Here is a 16,907-nt window from a genome sequence, read left to right on the forward strand (position 1 = left end):
CACCATGAACGTACTCATCATTGGCGGCGGTGGCCGTGAGCACGCCCTGGCGTGGGCGGCGGCGCGGTCGGAGCGTGTCGAGCGCGTCTACGTGGCGCCGGGCAATGCGGGCACGGCCCTGGAGCCGAAGTGCACCAACGTGCAGGTGGGCGCGGAAGACGTGCCCGCGCTGGTGGCAATGGCGCGCGACTACGACATCGGCCTCACGATCGTCGGCCCTGAAGCACCGCTGGTGGTGGGTGTGGTGGATGCGTTCCGCGATGCCGGCCTGCGCTGCTTCGGGCCCACCGCCGATGCGGCTCAGCTCGAAGGGTCGAAGGCGTTCAGCAAGGCGTTCCTGGATCGCCACGCCATTCCCACCGCCGGGTTCGCCACGTTCACCGACAGTACCGAGGCGTACCACTACATCACCGAGCGTGGTGCGCCGCTGGTGGTGAAGGCCGACGGCCTGGCCGCCGGCAAGGGAGTCGTCGTGGCGCAGACCGTGGACGAGGCGCTGGCGGCGGCCAATGACATGCTCGAGGCCAACGCGCTCGGGGATGCCGGCGCGCGGGTGGTGGTGGAGGACTTCCTCCAAGGCGAGGAAGCGAGCTTCATCGTCATGGTGGATGGCGAGCACATCCTGCCCTTGGCCACATCCCAGGACCACAAGGCGCGCGACGAGGGCGACACCGGCCCCAACACGGGTGGTATGGGGGCCTATTCGCCGGCGCCCGTGGTCACCGCAGACGTCCATGACCGGGTTATGAGGCAGGTGATCGAGCCGACCGTGCGGGGCATGGCAGCGGAAGGCATTCCCTACAGCGGGTTTCTCTACGCCGGGCTGATGATCTCGCCACAGGGGGAGCCGCGCGTGCTCGAGTTCAACTGTCGACTCGGCGACCCCGAAGCCCAGCCGCTGTTGCTGCGCCTGGAGTCGGATCTGACGGCCTTGTGCGACGCCGCCATCGACGGTCGGCTCGACACGGTCACGCCGCAGTGGTCACCGCAGGTGGGCCTCGGTGTCGTGCTGGCGGCGGGTGGTTACCCTGGCAGCTACCGCAAGGGAGACATCATTACCGGACTGCCCGAGCAGGACGCGCCGGGGGCGAAGGTCTTCCACGCGGGGACGTCACGCGACGAACTCGGTAATGTGGTAACCAGTGGCGGGCGTGTGCTGTGCGCCTGCGCGTTGGGCGAGACCACAGCCGATGCCCAGGCCCGTGCCTACGCGCTGGTGGACACGATTCACTGGGATGGCGTCTACTGCCGCCGGGATATTGGTCATCGCGCTATCCGCCGCGACGGCGATCACGGCTCCGCGAACAGCAACGCGTAGAGCTCCACGGTTTCCAGATCGACGGTCAGGCGGAGACGGTTCATGGTCTCCGGATCCTGCGGGATCAGCGGTCGCACGTCGGGGTGGATGGGGGGTTCCCGATCCCTGGGTTCGAAGCCGTACCCCGGCTCCACTTTGCGGGTGAGGGCGTCGGCTGCGTGAACCAGGGCCGTGGTGTCGGGGTGGGTAATGGCCTGCTCCGGCGCATGGTGGCAGGCGGCCGCCTCCTGAAACAGCTCCGGCAGGTTCCACCGCCGCAACAGCTCCTGCCCCACTTCGCCATGCGTGCAGCCCAGGTGACGCCGCTCCAGCTCCGGCAGGGGGTGTTCGCTGGTGGCGAACTCCCGCAGCAGCGCCGCGGCCTCGTTGGGCATGACGTGGTAGATGACCAGCTTGCCGAGATCGTGGAACAGGCCGGCGAGAAACAGCTGCTCCGCGTCCCGCTGGCCGTTTTCCCTGCCCAGGGCCCGTGCCATCAGCCCGCAGTAGATGGCGTGCTCCCAGAAGCGTTCCATGCTGACCAGCTGGGTCCCGATGCCCCGGAACGCACGGGTCACCGACATGCCGAGCATGAGGTCGCGCAGGCCGCGCGTGCCGATGATGGTGATGGCCATGGGGATCGTGTCCACACGGGTCGGGAAGCCATAGAAGGCACTGTTCACCACCCCGAGGACGCGACTCGCCATGGCCGGATCCCCCCGCAGGGTGTCGGCGATGGCCGTCACCGTGGCATAGGGGTCGGCGATCAGTGTCTCGACCCGGTAATAGGCGTCGGGCAGCGAGTCCAGGCTGCGCAGCCTGGAGATCATGGTGTCCGGCGTCATGGAGGTGTCCTCGCGTCGGGGGGGACCGTAACCTACCAGTATAGATCCCGGCGTGCGATCAGTCGTTGGCCGGCTGGTGTTCGCGCGGGGCATGCAGCCAGGCGCGCAGGTCGTGCACCGAGCCGGGTGCTGCCCGACAGACCGTGCCCTCGCACACCGTCGCCTGGACCGGGGCTCCGGTCTTGCCCGTATACCGGAACACCAGCCTCCCGGGAGCGTAGTACCGTTCCAGGTCGTGCTGCCATGCGGCGGTCTCCGTGGCATCACCGGTCAGCGTGACAATGCGTGCGGGCTCGAGAATCCGTTCCATCGCGCTCAGCAGCGTGGCGTGCGCATGCGGTACCCGCGCCATGGCCGGGGCGGCGCTGCGCACGGCGCGTTCGCCGGCGGCGAGGAAGCGGGGGTTGCCGCGCAGTGCTCCGAATGCCATCAGGGCGCGGGCCGCCACGCCGTTGCCCGCGGGCAGGGCGTCATCCGTCAGCGGCCGGCTGCGTGTCACGAGCGCTTCGTGATCGTGGGCGGTGAACAGGAAGCCGCCGTGCTCCGCGTCCTCGAATCCTGCCAGCAGCCGCTCGGCCAGTTCGTCACCGAACGCCGCGGTGGCATCGTTCCAGTGGCACTGCAGCAATTCCAGGACGGCATCGAGCAGAAAGGCGTGGTCGTCGAGATAGGCCGGGAGTTCGGCGGTTCCCTCCCGCCAGCTGGCCATGAGGCGGCCGTCCTGCCAGAGCGATTCCCGCACGAAACCCAGGGCACGGTCGGCGGCGGCGACGAAGTCCGGGCGATCCAGCAGGCGGCCGGCGAGGGCGAGTCCGCGAATGGCCAGGGCGTTCCAACTGGTGAGCACCTTGTCGTCACGCATCGGCCAGACGCGCCGGGCACGCTCCCGGTAAAGGAGCGCGCGCGCCGCATCGAGTCGATCGCGGACCTGATCGACCGGCAGGTGGAACCGTTTCGCCAGTTCAGAGAGCGACGCCTGGACGTGCAGGTGCCAGCGGCCCTCGAAGTTCGCCGGGTCGTCGAGGCCGAACCGTGCCGCGAACAGCGGATAGTCCGCGTCCGCGAGCAGTGTCTGCACCGTCTCCGGCGTCCAAACGTAGAAGCGGCCCTCTTCGCCTTCCGAGTCGGCATCCAGGGCGGAATAGAACCCGCCTTCCGGGGACCGCATCTCGCGCAGCATCCACTGCGCCGTCTCCTTGGCAATCCGGCTGAACAGGTGATCTCCGGTCGCCTGCCAGGCGTCCGTATAGAGGGCGAGAAGCAGGCCGTTGTCGCTGAGCATCTTCTCGAAGTGCGGGATCATCCAGTAATCGTCCACGGCGTAACGGGCGAACCCGCCGCCGATCTGGTCGTTGATGCCGCCCAGCGCCATGCGGCGCAGCGTGGTGCACGCCATGTGCAGTGATTCGCGGCGGCGCTCCGGTGCGGCGGCGTAATCGCGCAGCAGTCGGTCGATGAGGGGCGCCTGTGGAAATTTCGGCGCCCTGCCGAAACCGCCATGGGTGGCATCGAACTCGGCAGCCAGCGCTTCCCGCGACTGATCGAGAAGTGACGGGTCCAGTGGAGTGTCGGTGGCGCCCGGGGCGGCGTTGATGGACTGGAACGCCGCAACCACCTCCGCACTCTGCTCACGCAGCGCGTCGCGCCGGTCGCGGTAAAGCGCGGCGACCCGTTCGAGCAGGTCGGCGAACCCGGGCATGCCGTGCCGCGGTTCGCGGGGAAAGTAGGTGCCGGCGAAGAAGGGCACCTGGTCGCCGGGCGTGAGAAAGACGGTCAGCGGCCAGCCGCCGGGGCGCCGCGTCAGCAGCTGGTGGGCGATCTGGTAGATGCGGTCGAGATCGGGGCGCTGCTCACGGTCCACCTTGATGTTGACGAACAGCCGGTTCATGACGGCCGCGGTGTCCGCGTCCTCGAAGGATTCGTGTGCCATTACGTGGCACCAGTGGCAGGCCGCGTAGCCGATGGAGAGCAGAATCGGGCGGTCTTCCCGTCGCGCCAGCTCCAGGGCTTCGTCACACCAGGGGTACCAGGCCACGGGGTTGCCCGCATGCTGCTGCAGGTAGGGGCTGGTGGCCTCGCCGAGCCGGTTGCGTTGCGTGGTCTCCATGGCGTCTCCGGCGGCATGCGCGTGTGGCCGCATCGGGGTAAGAAGGGGAATGATACCATCGCGGGCGGACCCACCCGACCCTGGAGGCAGTGGATGGCTTTGCACACACCGGTGGTGAATCCGGAAACCGGGCTGATCACCGGGGCGGTGCAGACCTGGTCGCCGAACCACAACGAGCGGCCCGCCGGTGTGACGCCGGACCTGCTCGTCCTCCACGGTATTAGCCTTCCGCCCGGCGAGTTCGGCGGGCAGGGGGTCCATCAGCTGTTCACCAATACGCTGGATCCGGCGGACCATCCGTATTACGCCGGAATCGCCGATCTGCGAGTCAGTGCCCATTTGTTTCTGCGGCGTGATGGCACCCTGTTCCAGTACGTCCCTCTCCATCGCCGCGCCTGGCATGCGGGGCGTTCGAGCTGGTGCGGCCGTGACGAGTGCAATGACTACTCCATCGGCATCGAGCTCGAGGGCTGCGACGACGTGCCGTACAGCGAGCGCCAGTACGCCGTGCTCGGACCGTTGTGTGGCGCGATCCTGCGGGCGTACCCGGCGATGACCCGGGAGCGTGTTGTCGGCCACAGCGACATTGCGCCGGGGCGCAAGACCGATCCCGGCGCGGCCTTCGACTGGTACCGGCTCGGGCGCGAGATTGACCGGGCCACCGGCGAACGGTGGCGGGGGGCAACCGACACGACACAGCGATAAGGAATCACGGGATTATGCACCTGATCGCCATTATCGTCGCGTTGTGGCTGCATGGGCGTGTTGACGGCCATCTGCCCTGGCGCGACGAGCAACGTCAATTGCGGGCTCTCGGCGGGCTGCAGGAGCGGATCGAGGAGTGGCGGGTCTGGGATGGCGCCGTCGGGCTTGCCGTCGTCGTGCTGCCACCGGTGCTGATTGTCGGCGTCGTGCAGCTCTGGCTGGGTGACGCGCTCCTTGGCCTGGTGGAACTGGTGCTCGGGCTCGGGTTGCTGCTCTGGGCGCTCGGTGAGGGCCGTGTTGACGCTGCGCTTAAGCGCATGGCCCGCGCCCTGGCGGCCGGACAGCGGGAAGAGGCGGCCAGGGAAGCGGGACAGCTGGCGCCGGGGACGGTCGTCGCCGATGATCCCACGCCGCAGACTCGCAACGCGCTCGCGGGGGCGTTCCAGCGTGCCGGCGATACCGTGTTCGCGCCGGTCTTCTGGTTCCTGCTGCTGGGGCCGGTGGGGATCGTACTCTACCGGGTCAGTTACCTGGCCTGGCGTTACTCTGCCCGTTCGGCGAATCCGGGGCCGCGGTTCCGCCGCAGTGCCGACGGCCTGTTCCTGCTGTTGGCGTGGCTGCCGTCGCGGCTTACCGCCCTCTCGCTGGGGCTTGCAGGGAGTCTGGGCGACGCCTGGCGTGGCTGGCAACTGGCCCGTTCCGGTGACGGTGACGGCCACCGTGCCGCGCTGCAGGGGGCCGGTTTCGGGGCGCTGCGTTTTCCCGAACGCGATGCTGCGCTGGACGACCCGGCCTACTGGCTGCGCGAAGGGCAAAGCCTGCTGTTCCGCACGCTGGTAATCTGGCTGGCCGTGATTGCCGTCCTCAGCCTTGCGGGCTGGGTCGGCTGAGGCGTTGCCCGCGCCTGGAATCGTGCAGGGCTTCAGCCGCCGGGGCGTCGTGCTCCGGGGCACTGGTAGGCGGTGCGCTCGCGCGTGCCATCCAGGCGGATGGCGGTGAGCGTTCCGCCCCAGAGGCAGCCGGTGTCGATGGCGACGAAGCCGTCGCCTTCCTCGAACCCGAGCGTGGACCAGTGGCCGCTGACCACCGTCAGTGGCTCGCCGACGGGGCGGCGTCCAGGGACTTCGAACCAGGGGACGTACCCGTGGGGACGTGTCTCCGGTGCGCCCTTGTAGTCCATGAGCAGGCGTCCCTCCGCATCGCAGTAGCGCATCCGGGTAAACGCGTTGACAATGAAGCGCAGCCGGTCCCAGCCCGTCAGCTCCGGTGACCAGCGATCGGGGCGGTCACCGTAGAGATTGGCCATGAAGGCGTCGAAATCGGATTCCGGCGCCGCCAGGGCGGTCTCCGCTTCACGGGCGTACTCGCGCGCTTCAGTGAGCGTCCAGCGCGGATACAGCCCGGCGTGCAGCATGGCGTAGCCCAGTTTGGCATCCTCGACCATCAGCGGTTGCCGGCGAAGCCAGTGCAACAGGTCGTCCGCGTCCGGCGCGTCCAGCACCTCCTGCAGGGTGTCGGCCGGCTTCAGCGTGGCGTGACCACGCCAGGCGGCGAGCAGATGAATGTCGTGGTTGCCGAGAATGGTAACGGCGCTGTCGCCCAGGGAGTGGACGAAGCGCAGGGCATCGAGGGACTCCGGGCCGCGGTTGACGATGTCGCCCACGAACCAGATCAGATCCCGCTGCGGATCGAACTGGAGCTGCTCCAGCAGCCGTTGCAGCTCGCTGTTACAGCCCTGGATGTCCCCGATACAGTAAACGGCCACGGTTGTGATCAGGCCCCTAGTGCAGCGTGCGCGGGCCGGCGAGCGTGAACGGCGGAATCTCCGCCGTGAACGTGACGCCGTCGTCCGCGAGAAGTTCGTAGGTGCCGTGCATGCTGCCGACCGGCGTTTCCAGCATGGCGCCGCTGGTGTAACGGAAGCCGCGTCCCGGCTCCAGATGGGGTTGCTCGCCCACGACCCCTTCGCCACGGACTTCCCGCTCTTCGCCATTGGCGTCGGTAATGACCCAGTGGCGGCTGATGAGCCTTGCAGAGACATCGCCCAGGTTGCGGATGGTCACGGTGTAACTGAACACGAAGCGGTCCTCCTCGGGCTCCGATTCGTCGTCCAGGTAGGCGGGCTCTACGTCCACCTCGATGTGATAGCGCTGTTCGCTGATATCCGTTGTCATGCGGCCAGTGTCTCGGCTTTGTCGTTCAGGCTGCGCAGCAGGTTGTTGTAAGAGTCGAGAAACGCCTTCACGCCATCGGCCTCCAGGGAGTCGGTCACCGCCCGCAGGTCGATACCGGCGGCCTCGAGCTGCGCCAGGGTGTCCGGTGCGTCGTTGATGCCGTCGTGGATGCGTGCCCGCGGCTGGCCATGGTCCTTGTAGGCGTCATAGGTCGCCGGCGGCAGGGTGTTGACCGTGCGGTCACCGACCAGCGCCTCCACGTACTTGACGTCGCTGTAATCCGGGTTCTTGGTGCCGGTGCTCGCCCACAGCAGGCGCTGCTCCTGCGCCCCCAGTTCGCGCAGGTCGGCAAACCGGCTGCCGTCGAAGACCGACTCGAAGTGCGCGTAGGCGCACTGGGCGTTGGCGATGGCTGCCTTGCCCTGAAGGGTCGTGCCGGCGCCGGTGAGCTGGGGGTCGATGGCGCTGTCCACGCGGCTGACGAAAAAGCTCGCCACGGACCGGACGTGCGCCACGGGCTCGCCACGGCGTGCGCGCTGCTGCAGACCGGCCAGGTAGGCGTCCACCACCTCGCTGTAGCGCTGCAGCGAAAACAGCAGGGTGACGTTGACGTTGATGCCGTCGGCGATCAGCGCCTCAATGGCTGGCACCCCTGCTGCGGTGGCGGGAACCTTGACCATGACGTTGGGCCGGTCGAGCCAGGCCCAAAGACGGCGGGCCTCCGCGATTGTGCCGTCGGTGTCATGGGCCAGCGCGGGGGACACCTCCATGCTGACCATGCCATCGGTGCCGTCCGTGCGATCGTGGACCGGCTTGAGGACGTCGGCCGCATCGCGGATGTCGGCCACGGCGAGATGATTGAACAGCTCCGCTGCCGTGAGCTCCGGCTCCTCCCGGAGTGCGCCCGCGATGGCGCTGTCGTAGGTGTCACCACCCGAGATGGCCTTGTCGAAAATGGTCGGGTTGGACGTCACCCCGCGGAGGCCGTCTTCAGTGACCAGGCGAGTGAGTTCACCCGAGGTCAGCATGTCCCGGTGGATGTTGTCGTACCAGACGCTCTGTCCCAGCGTGCCCAGCTGTTTCAGGGGATTCGTGCTCATGGGGCGAAAAGGCCTCAACCTGCGCTGCGTGTCATGATAGGCCGGCGGCAGACACCGCCGGTGACTTGGACTGTGTAGTCTAACGGTTTGAGTGCGCCCCAAAAAGGGTGGTGCCGTCGGGGGTGGTCCGAGCATCGCTGATCTGAGAAACTGATCGGCCGACCGGGGTGGGCGATGCGTCCCGATCACGAGGCCCGGTCATTGAGCGGAGACTCAAGCAGGGCGATTCGCTGCCGATACCAAGAATAGAACCCGTGACCGGAAACGGATCCGGACAGGGCATAAGAGAAAGCAAGTCAAGCTTATGAAAAACAATCACTTCAGAAAGCCCGATCCGCTGCTGATGCTGGCGATTGCCGTTGTCGTGGGCGTGCTGCTGGTGGTGCTCTGACAGGTCGCCACGCGCTCCGCGTGTTAGAGGCGGACGGCGAGCACGTCGCAGGGTGCGCCGTGCAGAACGGCGTTGGCCGTCGACCCGAGCAGTAGCGCAAGGCCATGCCGGCCATGGCTGCCGACCACGATCAGGTCGGCGGCGATGCTTTCGGCGTGTTCGAGAATCTCCTGCTTGGTGTAGCCGGCGGCAACAGTCCGCTGCGCGGTTTCCAGCCCCTCTGCGCGGGCATACTCCAGCAGGCGCTCCTCCGCCGTGGTGACCATCTCCTGATGCAACTCCGCCTGGGGCGGGCCGAGAAACTCGCCGGCCGCGTCGATGGGGATGTGTTCCACCACGTGAATCAAGTGCAGTGCTGCGTCGCTGGCGTAGGCAAGCTGGCGGGCCCGCGCCGCGATGCGGCTGGCGTCCGGAGTGAAGTCGACGGCCAGAAGGATGGTGTTGTACGGCGTCACCGCGGTCTCCCTGCTGGGGGTTCGCCGTCAGTATAGGGGTGCCAGGGCTATGGACGCGAGAGCTCCGCCGCCAGGCGCCGGAACGCCGCCAGCCCCAGTTGTTCCGGGCGACTGCCAGGGTTCACGCCACACCGCGCCAGGGCGTCTTCATCCAGCAGGCCGCGCAGTGTCTTGCGGACGGTCTTGCGCCGCTGGGCAAACGCCGTGGCGACCACGCGGGCCAGCCGCCGGGCCTCGTCCGCGCTGGTCTCGCCGGGCGCGTGGGGGGTCAGGCGGACGATGGCCGACTCCACGGCCGGCACTGGATGAAACGCGCCCGGGGCGACAGTGAACAGGCGCTCCACCTGGCAGTGATACTGGGTCATGACCGACAGGCGCCCGTAGGTGCGGCTCCCCGGTGCGGCCGTCATGCGGTCCACCACCTCACGTTGCAGCATGAAGTGCATGTCCCGGATCGCGGACGCGGTGTCGAGCAGGTGGAAGATCAGCGGTGTGGAGATGTTGTAGGGCAGGTTGCCCACCAGGCGCAGCTCGGTGCCGTCGTGGCAGCGGCGTACGTCAAAGGACAGGGCGTCCGCCTGATGCAGCCGGATGGTGCCGTGCGGCGCGCAGGTTTCCTGCAGCGTGGCGATCAGGTCGCGGTCCATCTCGATGGCTTCGAGCGTGCCGCAGGCGCGCAGCAGCGGCACCGTGAGTGCGCCACGACCAGGGCCGATCTCGACGATGGCGTCACCGGGTTTGGGGGCAATGGCGGCGACGATGCGATCGATGGCGTGGCGATCGTGCAGGAAGTTCTGGCCGAAGCGCTTTCTCGGGCGGTGGCTCGTGCTCATGCCGGGGCCGGGTCCGTGTTGCCGTACCGGGCCCGGTGAATCATGTCCCGCGCGCCGGCCAGCGCGGCGCTGAGGCTGCCCGTGCGGGCCCGTCCGGTGCCTGCCAGGGGCAGCGCCGTGCCATGGTCCACCGAGGTGCGGATGATGGGCAGGCCCAGGGTGATGTTCACCGCTTCGCCGAAACCGGCGTGCTTGAGAACGGGCAGCCCCTGATCGTGGTACATGGCGAGGACGGCGTCGGCGCCCTCAAGATGTTCGGGGGTGAACAGGGTGTCGGCGGGCAATGGCCCGTGCAGGTTCAGACCCTGCCGACGCATGGCGTCCAGTGCCGGTGTGATGATCTCGATCTCTTCACGGCCAAGATGCCCGTCTTCGCCGGCATGGGGGTTCAGGCCGCAGACCAGAATGCGCGGGTCGGACAGCCCGAACACCCGTCGCAGATCGTGCTCCAGAATCGTGCACACCGCCGTCAGGCGTTCGGTGGTGATCGCGTCGGCCACATCGCGCAGGGGCAAGTGCGTGGTGACGAGGGCAACGCGCAGGCCGCCGGCAGCGAGCATCATCACCGGCATCGGCGCCCCGGTCAGTTCGGCAAAATACTCCGTATGCCCGGAGAAGGGCAGGCCCGCGTCGTTGATGACACTCTTCTGCACCGGCGCCGTGACCACCGCCCCAAAATCGCCCCGTTGCGCCCCGGTTCCGGCCAGCCTCAGCATTTCCACCACCCCCGGACCGTTGGTCGGGTCCAGTGTGCCGGGCGTCACCGGGTTGGCAACTGGCGCCGGCAGGACGTTCAGCGCATCCGGCTGCAGCGGGCTGGCGGGCCCTGGCAGCCGGTGCATCTGAATCGGGCCGATGCCAAGCCGGTCGGCGCGGTCGCGGAGGACATCCGGGTCGCCAACGGCGACCACGTCCGCCAGCTCACCCCGGGCTGCCAGGCTGACAACCAGGTCGGGGCCGATGCCGGCGGGTTCACCGACCGTCAGTGCAATGACCGGGGCAGGCTGCGTCATGGCTCAGTTGTCCAGGCGGACTTCCACGTAGGCATCGTCGCGGAGTTCACGCAGCCAGTTCTCCAGGGTCTCCTCGCTGCGACGCTCGCGGATCTGCTGCGCCGCCTGGGCTCGCCGGCGCTCCTGGGTGCTGTCGTGCTCGCGCCGCTCCTGGACCTGCACGATATGCCAGCCGAACTGGGTCTCGAACGGTTCACTGATCTCGCCCGGCTCCAGGCTGTCCATGGTCTCCTCGAACTCCGGCACTAGCTGCCCGGGGCTGACCCAGTCGAGCTCGCCGCCCTGGGATGCGGAGCCCTGGTCGTCCGAGTGCGCACGGGCGAGATCGCCGAAGGACTCCCCCTGCTCGATGCGGTCCCGCAGGCTTGCCAGGCGGGTGCGCGCGTCTTCGCGGCTGACCACTTCGCTGGGCTGTATGAGGATGTGCCGGGCGCGGGTCTGCTCGACAATCTCCTGATCGGACGACCGACTGTCCATCAGCTTGACGATGTGAATGCCACTGGAGCTGCGGATCGGGCCGGCAATCTCGCCGCTGTTCAGGCTCATGACTTCATCCTGGAACATGCTCGGCAGCTCGCCGGCCTGGCGCCAGCCCAGGTCACCGCCTTCCAGGGCGTCCTGGGCGTCCGAGGTCTCGGCGGCAACGGTGGCGAAGTCCTCGCCGCCGTCACGCAGCCGTGTCAGCAGCTCTTCCGCGCGTCCCTCGACCTCCTCTGCGGCCTCCGGGTCGGTGCCCTCGGGCAGGCTCAGCAGAATGTGAGCTACCCGGAACTCCATGTCGTCGGAGCGGCCCGCACGGCTCTCCAGAAATTCCTCGATGTCGCGGGAGGTGACCTCGATCTGGCGCTGGACCTGCTGCTGATGCAGCCGCTGGAGCTTGATGTCCGTGCGCAGGTCTTCGCGGAACCGGGCAAAGTCCATGCCTTCCTGGGCCACGGCCTGGCGGAACTGCTGCAGATTCATGTTGTTCTGCTGGGCAATGCGCTGCACGGCTGCATTGAGCGTGTTGTCGTCCACGCCAATGCCCATGCGGTTTGCCTGCGCCAGTTGCAGGCGCTCCATGATCAGCTGTTCCATGACCTGGTCCACCAGCGCATCCTGCGGGGGTGGCTGCCGGTTCTGGGCCTGCATGCGCTGATGCACGGTGGCGATTTCGGCCTCCAGCTCCGAGTGCAGGATGACGTCGTCATTCACCACTGCGACGATCCGGTCCAGTGTCTGTGCCGCGACCGGTGCGGCCCCGGAGAGAAGCCACGTGACCAGCAGCAGGACTGCCAGCCCCGGGCCGGTTGGTCGAAGCATGTTGTGCCGATCCATCAATCCCGTTACCTCCGCCTGCCGTATCCGAACATGGAGTCTTCCAGAAAGCCCTGGATGTCGTCACCCAGCGAACCGAGGCCGCGCAGCTCGAACTGCAGCATGATCGAGCGTTCCGGCTCGACTTCCGGCTCTTCCCGGTAATAGCGACCGAGCAGTCTGACACTCCAGCAACAATCGCGATATTGTAGACCGCCAAAGCTTTCCAGTGTTCGATCCTCGAGCATGGAGTACCGCCACCCGCCAAGCACGTGCCAGCGCGGATGGACCGGCCAGGCCACGCTGATGTCCCGCTGCTCCAGTTCCAGGTCATCGTCGATGTCCCGCCGGGCCCGGTAGCTGGTGGTGATGATGCTGTCCGGCCGTGGCTGATAACTGAGGCGCACGCCGCTCAGCGACGTGCGCTCGGTATCCGGGTTCCACTGAATCTCGGTGCTGGCCCGCAGGTTGTTCGGCAACGTGGCCCGCGCCTCGGCGATGACGTCGGAGTAGTCCCGCTCGTCCTGGGGGCGGGGGTCTCTGTCCACCATCACCCTTCGGTCCTCGAAGTAGCGCACCTGGGCCACGCCCAGGCGCAGGAATTCCTGGCCGGTCTCGCGGCTGAGAAAGCGGCTGGTCAGCCCCGCAGTGACCTGGTTGGCGTCACCGACCCGGTCCCGGCCGCTGAAGCGGTTCTCCGAAAAGAACTGGAACAGCCCGGGGACGGCCTCGCCGGTGTCGAACAACGGCAGCTCCGACTGGTCGCGTTCGGGAACGTACAGGTAGAACAGGCGCGGCTCCAGGGTCTGTCGCAGGGGGCGGTCGAAGGCGCTGAAGTGGCGTTCGAACACCAGCCCGGTGTCCAGGCTGGCAACAGGCACCGTGCGGCTCGGGTTCTCGTTGTCGGTGGTGTCCAGGCTGTCGGAATCGGCATTGGAGGCGCTGTCCAGGTCGTACTGGGTGTGGCGCAGCGTGACTGCCGGGGTGAAGAACCCGGCGAGCCCGACGAAGGGGCGCGACAGACGCGGCGCGATGTCTGCCCGCACGCCGGTGATGCGTTCGTCCGGTGTCGGGTGGTCGAAGCGGACCAGTTCGCTGTCCGTCTCCAGGCGCAGCCCCAGGGGGCCATCGTCCGGGCGGTGATCGAGCTCCAGGCGCGGTAGTCGTTGGTAAGGGCGCTGGGTGCGGCCCAGAGCGGGGTCGACGGTCTGGTAGATCTCCGCCGATGCGACCCCTGAGAGGCTGTAGGTGTCGTAGCGCAGGCGGCCGCGGGAGCGCAGGTGCCGCGTGGTCGAGGTGCGCAGGCTGTCGCCGAAATCGCGGAAGTACTGATCGTCGCTGACCCGGGCCAGTTGCAGGTCACCGCGGACGTTGGGGCTGAAGCGGTGCCGGTGATCCAGCCCGAACTGCCAGCGGTCCTCGCCGGTGCGGTCATCTTCCGGCAGGTAGCTGCCGTCGACTTCCCCCGAGAACGACGGTTGCAGGTAGCGGAATTCGCCGCCCAGCATGAACCCGCGCCGACTCAGGTAACGCGGCGCCAGGGTGGCGTCGTAGTTCGGGGCGATGTTCCAGTAGTAGGGCACGGTGATGTCGGTGCCGCTGCGATCCGACTGCCGCAGGGTCGCGGGAAGCAGGCCGCTCTTGCGCCGGTCGTCGATGGGAAAGTTGACGTACGGCGTGTACGCCACCGGGAAGTCACGCACCGTGAGGCGCGCGTGCCAGGCCTCCCCGGTGCCGGTGTCGCGATTCAGCCGCACCCGGTCCGCCCGCAGCATCCACGCTTCGTTGCCGGGTTCGCAGGTGGAATAGGTGGTGTCGTGGGCCATGGAGACGCCGGCGTCGAGCAACTGGATGCGGTCGGCTTCGCCCTGGGTCAGCGTTTCCGGAAGCAGGTAGCGCACCTGGTCCATCTCGCCGGTATCGTCGTCGAGCAGCAGAAACCCCTGCGACGCGCCAAGCCGCAGCCCGGTCTCGCGGTAACGCAGGTCGCCCAGGGCGTCGGCGCGCTGTTCGCGCTCGTCGAAACGCATGGCATCGGCCCGCAGCCGCTGATCGGCCCGCTCCAGTTCCACATTGCCGCGCAGGCTGTAGACGCCGACGCCGCCGTCGTAGTCCAGCGTGTCCGCGTCCACGATGGCCTCCGCCCCTTCACGGGATGGCGCCGAGCGTGTCGCGCCGATCTGTGCGCCGTCCATGGGCGCGATACAGCCGGCCCAGCGGCCGTTGTCGCCGCTCAGTAGCGGCCACTGCGGGTTGTCGTCGCCGGAGTCGGCGCCCAGGGGCTGAACGCCGACGGCCGTGACCAGTGCTGCGGCAACGAGGCCGTTCCTGATGGCGGGTGTCGCGAGTGGCACGCGTGCGGTATCCCTGCGTCGGCGTCTTCGTGGGTCGGGGCGACCATGCGTCCCGGGCGGCACGGCCGGGGCCGTATAAGCTCGCACACAAGGGGCGTTGCGGCAAACCTGTTCGCACGCGGCGGCGTGCTGGGGCACAATTCCCGCTCACCGGTGAGCAAGGACAATCCCCATGAACGATTCCGCCGACACGGATACGCGGCTGCAGCAGCTGCAGCAGTGGCTCCGGGCTCAGGGGCTGCCGGAGGGGCCGCTCGAATCGGCGTCATCCGATGCCAGCTTCCGCCGCTATTTCCGGCTGCAGGCTGACGGAGTGTCGCGCGTGGTGATGGATGCGCCGCCGCAGCACGAGGACTGCAGGCCGTTCGTCAAGGTGGCGGCGCTGTTGCATGAGGCCGGTCTCAACGCGCCCCGCGTGCTGGCGCAGAACCTGGAGCAGGGATTCCTGCTGCTCTCGGACCTGGGCACGCAGACCTATCTGGACGTGCTGAACCCGGGTAACGCCGACGCCCTCATGCGGTCGGCGCTGGACGCGCTGGTGGCGTGGCAGGCCGCGAGTCGTCCGGGCGTTTTGCCGCGCTATGACGCCGCGTTGCTGGAGCGTGAGCTGCGTCTGTTCCCGGACTGGTACCTTGCGGAGCACCTGCGGGTGACGCCGACCGGGGCGGAGCGCCGCTCCCTGGAGCGGTGCTTTGACGCGCTCGTGGAGCGGTCGCTGGCGCAGACACGGGTGTGGGTGCATCGCGATTACATGCCGCGCAATCTGATGCCGGGCCAGCCGTCGCCCGGCATTCTGGATTTCCAGGATGCCGTGGAGGGACCGGTGAGCTACGACGTGATCTGCCTGCTCAGAGATGCGTTTCTGTCCTGGCCGCAGGAGCAGGAGCGGGGGTGGCTGGCGTACTATCACGAGCAGGCCGCGGCCGCGGGCGTGCCCGTGCCGCGATCGGCGGCGGCGTTCTGGTCCGACTGCACCTGGATGGGAGTGCAGCGCCACCTGAAGGTAATGGGCATCTTCGCCCGCATCCGGTATCGCGACGGCAAGCCCCGTTACCTGGAGGACGCGCCCCGCTTCCGCGACTACCTGCAACGGGCGGCCGCCGATGAGCCGGCATTGCTGGAACTGGTGGATCTGGTCGAGGCCTGGCACGAGCGCGCGCCGGCGCACGGGTGACGGTGGCCGCGAAGAGGAGGGGCGTGATGCGAGCGATGATACTGGCGGCCGGCCGTGGCGAACGAATGCGGCCGCTTACGGACCACACGCCGAAGCCGCTGCTGCCCGTTGCGGGCCGCCCGCTGATCGAGTGGCACCTGCGGCGGCTGGCCCGCGCCGGCGTCAGCGACGTGGTAATCAATCTCGCCTGGCTGGGCGAGCGGATCGCGGAGTACGTGGGCGATGGCGGCCGCTGGGGCGTGCGCGTGCAGTACTCCCGCGAGGGTGACCGGGGCCTGGAGACCGGCGGCGGGATCGCGCGGGCCCTGCCGCTCCTCGGGGGTGCCCCTTTCCTGGTGATCAACGGCGATGTGTGGTGCGACTACGACCCGGCGCCATTGCTGCAACCGATGGACGGGCTGGCGCATCTAGTGCTGGTGCCGAATCCCGAGCACAACGGCGAGGGCGACTTCGGCCTGGTCCGGGGGCGGGTGGTGAATGCCGGCGGCGAGCGGCTCACCTTCAGTGGCATCGGCGTTTATGATCCGGCGCTGTTCCGGGGGCATCTCGGTGGCGCATTCCGGCTCGCGCCCCTGCTTCGCGACGCGGCGGAGCAGGGGCGCGTCTCGGGCGAGTGCTTTCGCGGACAATGGTGCGACGTGGGCACACCCGAGCGGCTGGAGGCGCTCAATGGCCGGTTGAGCGGCTCGTCCTAGTCAGGGCGCTGATCGCGGGGCGGGATGGAGTAGGTGCATGTGGCGTGCGCAGCCATCTCGTCCTCGCCGTCGGCGTACAGGGCGATATCGCCCACGGCGAGCCGGCTGCCAAGCTTGAGCAGCCGGCACTCCGCGATGATGTCGCCGGCGCCGGGTTTGCGCATGAAATTGATGTTCAGCCCCGTGGTCACCGCCATCATCACCGGCCCGATGACCGCGAGAATGGCCACGTACATGGTGGTGTCCGCCAGTGTCATCAGCGCCGGCCCCGAGATCGTGTTGCCCGGTCGCAGATTCGACGGATGAAACGGCATGCGGATGCGCACGAATCCGTCTTCAACGTGCTCCACCCGCCAGGTGTCCTTGCGCATTTCCGGAAACGATTCGTGCAGTAACTGCTCCAGTTCCGTGGCATTGAGTTTCGGCATCAGGCCCGCCCTTCCATGCTGTTTCCATGACAGTGTTATT

16 protein-coding genes are annotated in these 16,907 nt (G+C 67.9%); 5 read left to right on the top strand and 11 right to left on the bottom strand.

Annotation, left to right across the window (positions count from 1 at the left end):
• Positions 1 to 4 precede the first annotated feature (4 nt).
• A complete protein-coding gene (gene purD / locus ACNSTU_RS06615; RefSeq protein WP_290633759.1) occupies positions 5 to 1,318 on the top strand; it encodes a phosphoribosylamine--glycine ligase in 1,314 nt (437 codons plus the stop codon).
• Here the strand turns inward: purD and ACNSTU_RS06620 are convergent.
• Positions 1,291 to 2,142 carry an HDOD domain-containing protein gene (locus ACNSTU_RS06620; protein WP_290633761.1) on the bottom strand — a complete coding sequence of 284 codons (852 nt, stop codon included), beginning with the start codon at positions 2,140 to 2,142 and terminating at the stop codon, positions 1,291 to 1,293. The two genes, purD and ACNSTU_RS06620, sit on opposite strands and share 28 nt — an antisense overlap.
• Before the next feature lie 58 nt (positions 2,143 to 2,200).
• Positions 2,201 to 4,249 (bottom strand): thioredoxin domain-containing protein, encoded by a 2,049-nt coding sequence (locus ACNSTU_RS06625; protein WP_418212187.1) that lies wholly within the window; start codon positions 4,247 to 4,249, stop codon positions 2,201 to 2,203.
• A 93-nt stretch (positions 4,250 to 4,342) separates the two neighbouring features.
• Here ACNSTU_RS06625 and ampD point away from each other — a divergent pair, with 93 nt between their 5' ends.
• Positions 4,343 to 4,954, top strand: a complete 612-nt coding sequence (gene ampD, locus ACNSTU_RS06630; protein WP_290633784.1) for a 1,6-anhydro-N-acetylmuramyl-L-alanine amidase AmpD — start codon at positions 4,343 to 4,345, stop codon at positions 4,952 to 4,954.
• Between the two features lie 14 nt (positions 4,955 to 4,968).
• Complete coding sequence (gene ampE / locus ACNSTU_RS06635; RefSeq protein WP_290633786.1) at positions 4,969 to 5,844, top strand: regulatory signaling modulator protein AmpE; 876 nt, start codon at positions 4,969 to 4,971, stop codon at positions 5,842 to 5,844.
• Positions 5,845 to 5,876: 32 nt separating this feature from the next.
• Here ampE and ACNSTU_RS06640 read toward each other — a convergent pair whose 3' ends face one another.
• The 8 genes from ACNSTU_RS06640 to ACNSTU_RS06675 all read right to left on the bottom strand — a co-directional run bounded on the left by ACNSTU_RS06640 (position 5,877) and on the right by ACNSTU_RS06675 (position 14,570).
• Positions 5,877 to 6,719, bottom strand: a complete 843-nt coding sequence (locus ACNSTU_RS06640) for a symmetrical bis(5'-nucleosyl)-tetraphosphatase (RefSeq protein ID WP_290633788.1) — start codon at positions 6,717 to 6,719, stop codon at positions 5,877 to 5,879.
• Between the two features lie 16 nt (positions 6,720 to 6,735).
• On the bottom strand, positions 6,736 to 7,128 hold the full coding sequence (apaG, locus tag ACNSTU_RS06645; protein ID WP_290633790.1) for a Co2+/Mg2+ efflux protein ApaG: 393 nt from the start codon (positions 7,126 to 7,128) through the stop codon (positions 6,736 to 6,738).
• Positions 7,125 to 8,228, bottom strand: a complete 1,104-nt coding sequence (gene tal, locus ACNSTU_RS06650) for a transaldolase (protein ID WP_290633792.1) — start codon at positions 8,226 to 8,228, stop codon at positions 7,125 to 7,127. The genes apaG and tal overlap by 4 nt, the downstream gene beginning before the upstream one ends.
• A gap of 414 nt (positions 8,229 to 8,642) precedes the next feature.
• The gene (locus tag ACNSTU_RS06655; protein WP_290633794.1) at positions 8,643 to 9,074 is read right to left on the bottom strand and encodes a universal stress protein; all 432 of its coding nucleotides are present in this window, start codon (positions 9,072 to 9,074) and stop codon (positions 8,643 to 8,645) included.
• 47 nt (positions 9,075 to 9,121) lie between these two features.
• Positions 9,122 to 9,907: a 16S rRNA (adenine(1518)-N(6)/adenine(1519)-N(6))-dimethyltransferase RsmA gene (gene rsmA, locus ACNSTU_RS06660; RefSeq protein ID WP_290633796.1), complete on the bottom strand. Its 786-nt coding sequence runs from the start codon at positions 9,905 to 9,907 to the stop codon at positions 9,122 to 9,124.
• Entirely contained in the window at positions 9,904 to 10,920 is a 1,017-nt protein-coding gene (gene pdxA / locus ACNSTU_RS06665; RefSeq protein ID WP_418212188.1) for a 4-hydroxythreonine-4-phosphate dehydrogenase PdxA, read from the bottom strand. Before pdxA ends, rsmA begins: the two co-directional genes overlap by 4 nt.
• A gap of 3 nt (positions 10,921 to 10,923) precedes the next feature.
• Positions 10,924 to 12,222: a peptidylprolyl isomerase gene (locus ACNSTU_RS06670; RefSeq protein ID WP_290633799.1), complete on the bottom strand. Its 1,299-nt coding sequence runs from the start codon at positions 12,220 to 12,222 to the stop codon at positions 10,924 to 10,926.
• A 23-nt stretch (positions 12,223 to 12,245) separates the two neighbouring features.
• Complete coding sequence (locus tag ACNSTU_RS06675; protein WP_290633801.1) at positions 12,246 to 14,570, bottom strand: LPS-assembly protein LptD; 2,325 nt, start codon at positions 14,568 to 14,570, stop codon at positions 12,246 to 12,248.
• Between the two features lie 172 nt (positions 14,571 to 14,742).
• Between ACNSTU_RS06675 and ACNSTU_RS06680 the strand changes: the two genes are divergently transcribed.
• Both ACNSTU_RS06680 and murU read left to right on the top strand, forming a co-directional pair.
• Positions 14,743 to 15,744: an aminoglycoside phosphotransferase family protein gene (locus tag ACNSTU_RS06680; protein ID WP_290633803.1), complete on the top strand. Its 1,002-nt coding sequence runs from the start codon at positions 14,743 to 14,745 to the stop codon at positions 15,742 to 15,744.
• 26 nt (positions 15,745 to 15,770) lie between these two features.
• Entirely contained in the window at positions 15,771 to 16,439 is a 669-nt protein-coding gene (gene murU / locus ACNSTU_RS06685; protein WP_290633805.1) for an N-acetylmuramate alpha-1-phosphate uridylyltransferase MurU, read from the top strand.
• Here murU and ACNSTU_RS06690 read toward each other — a convergent pair.
• Positions 16,436 to 16,867 (bottom strand): PaaI family thioesterase, encoded by a 432-nt coding sequence (locus ACNSTU_RS06690; protein WP_290633807.1) that lies wholly within the window; start codon positions 16,865 to 16,867, stop codon positions 16,436 to 16,438. The two genes, murU and ACNSTU_RS06690, sit on opposite strands and share 4 nt — an antisense overlap.
• Positions 16,868 to 16,907 lie beyond the last annotated feature (40 nt).

The organism is Aquisalimonas sp. APHAB1-3, assembly GCF_048323695.1.
Lineage (GTDB): Bacteria > Pseudomonadota > Gammaproteobacteria > Nitrococcales > Aquisalimonadaceae > Aquisalimonas.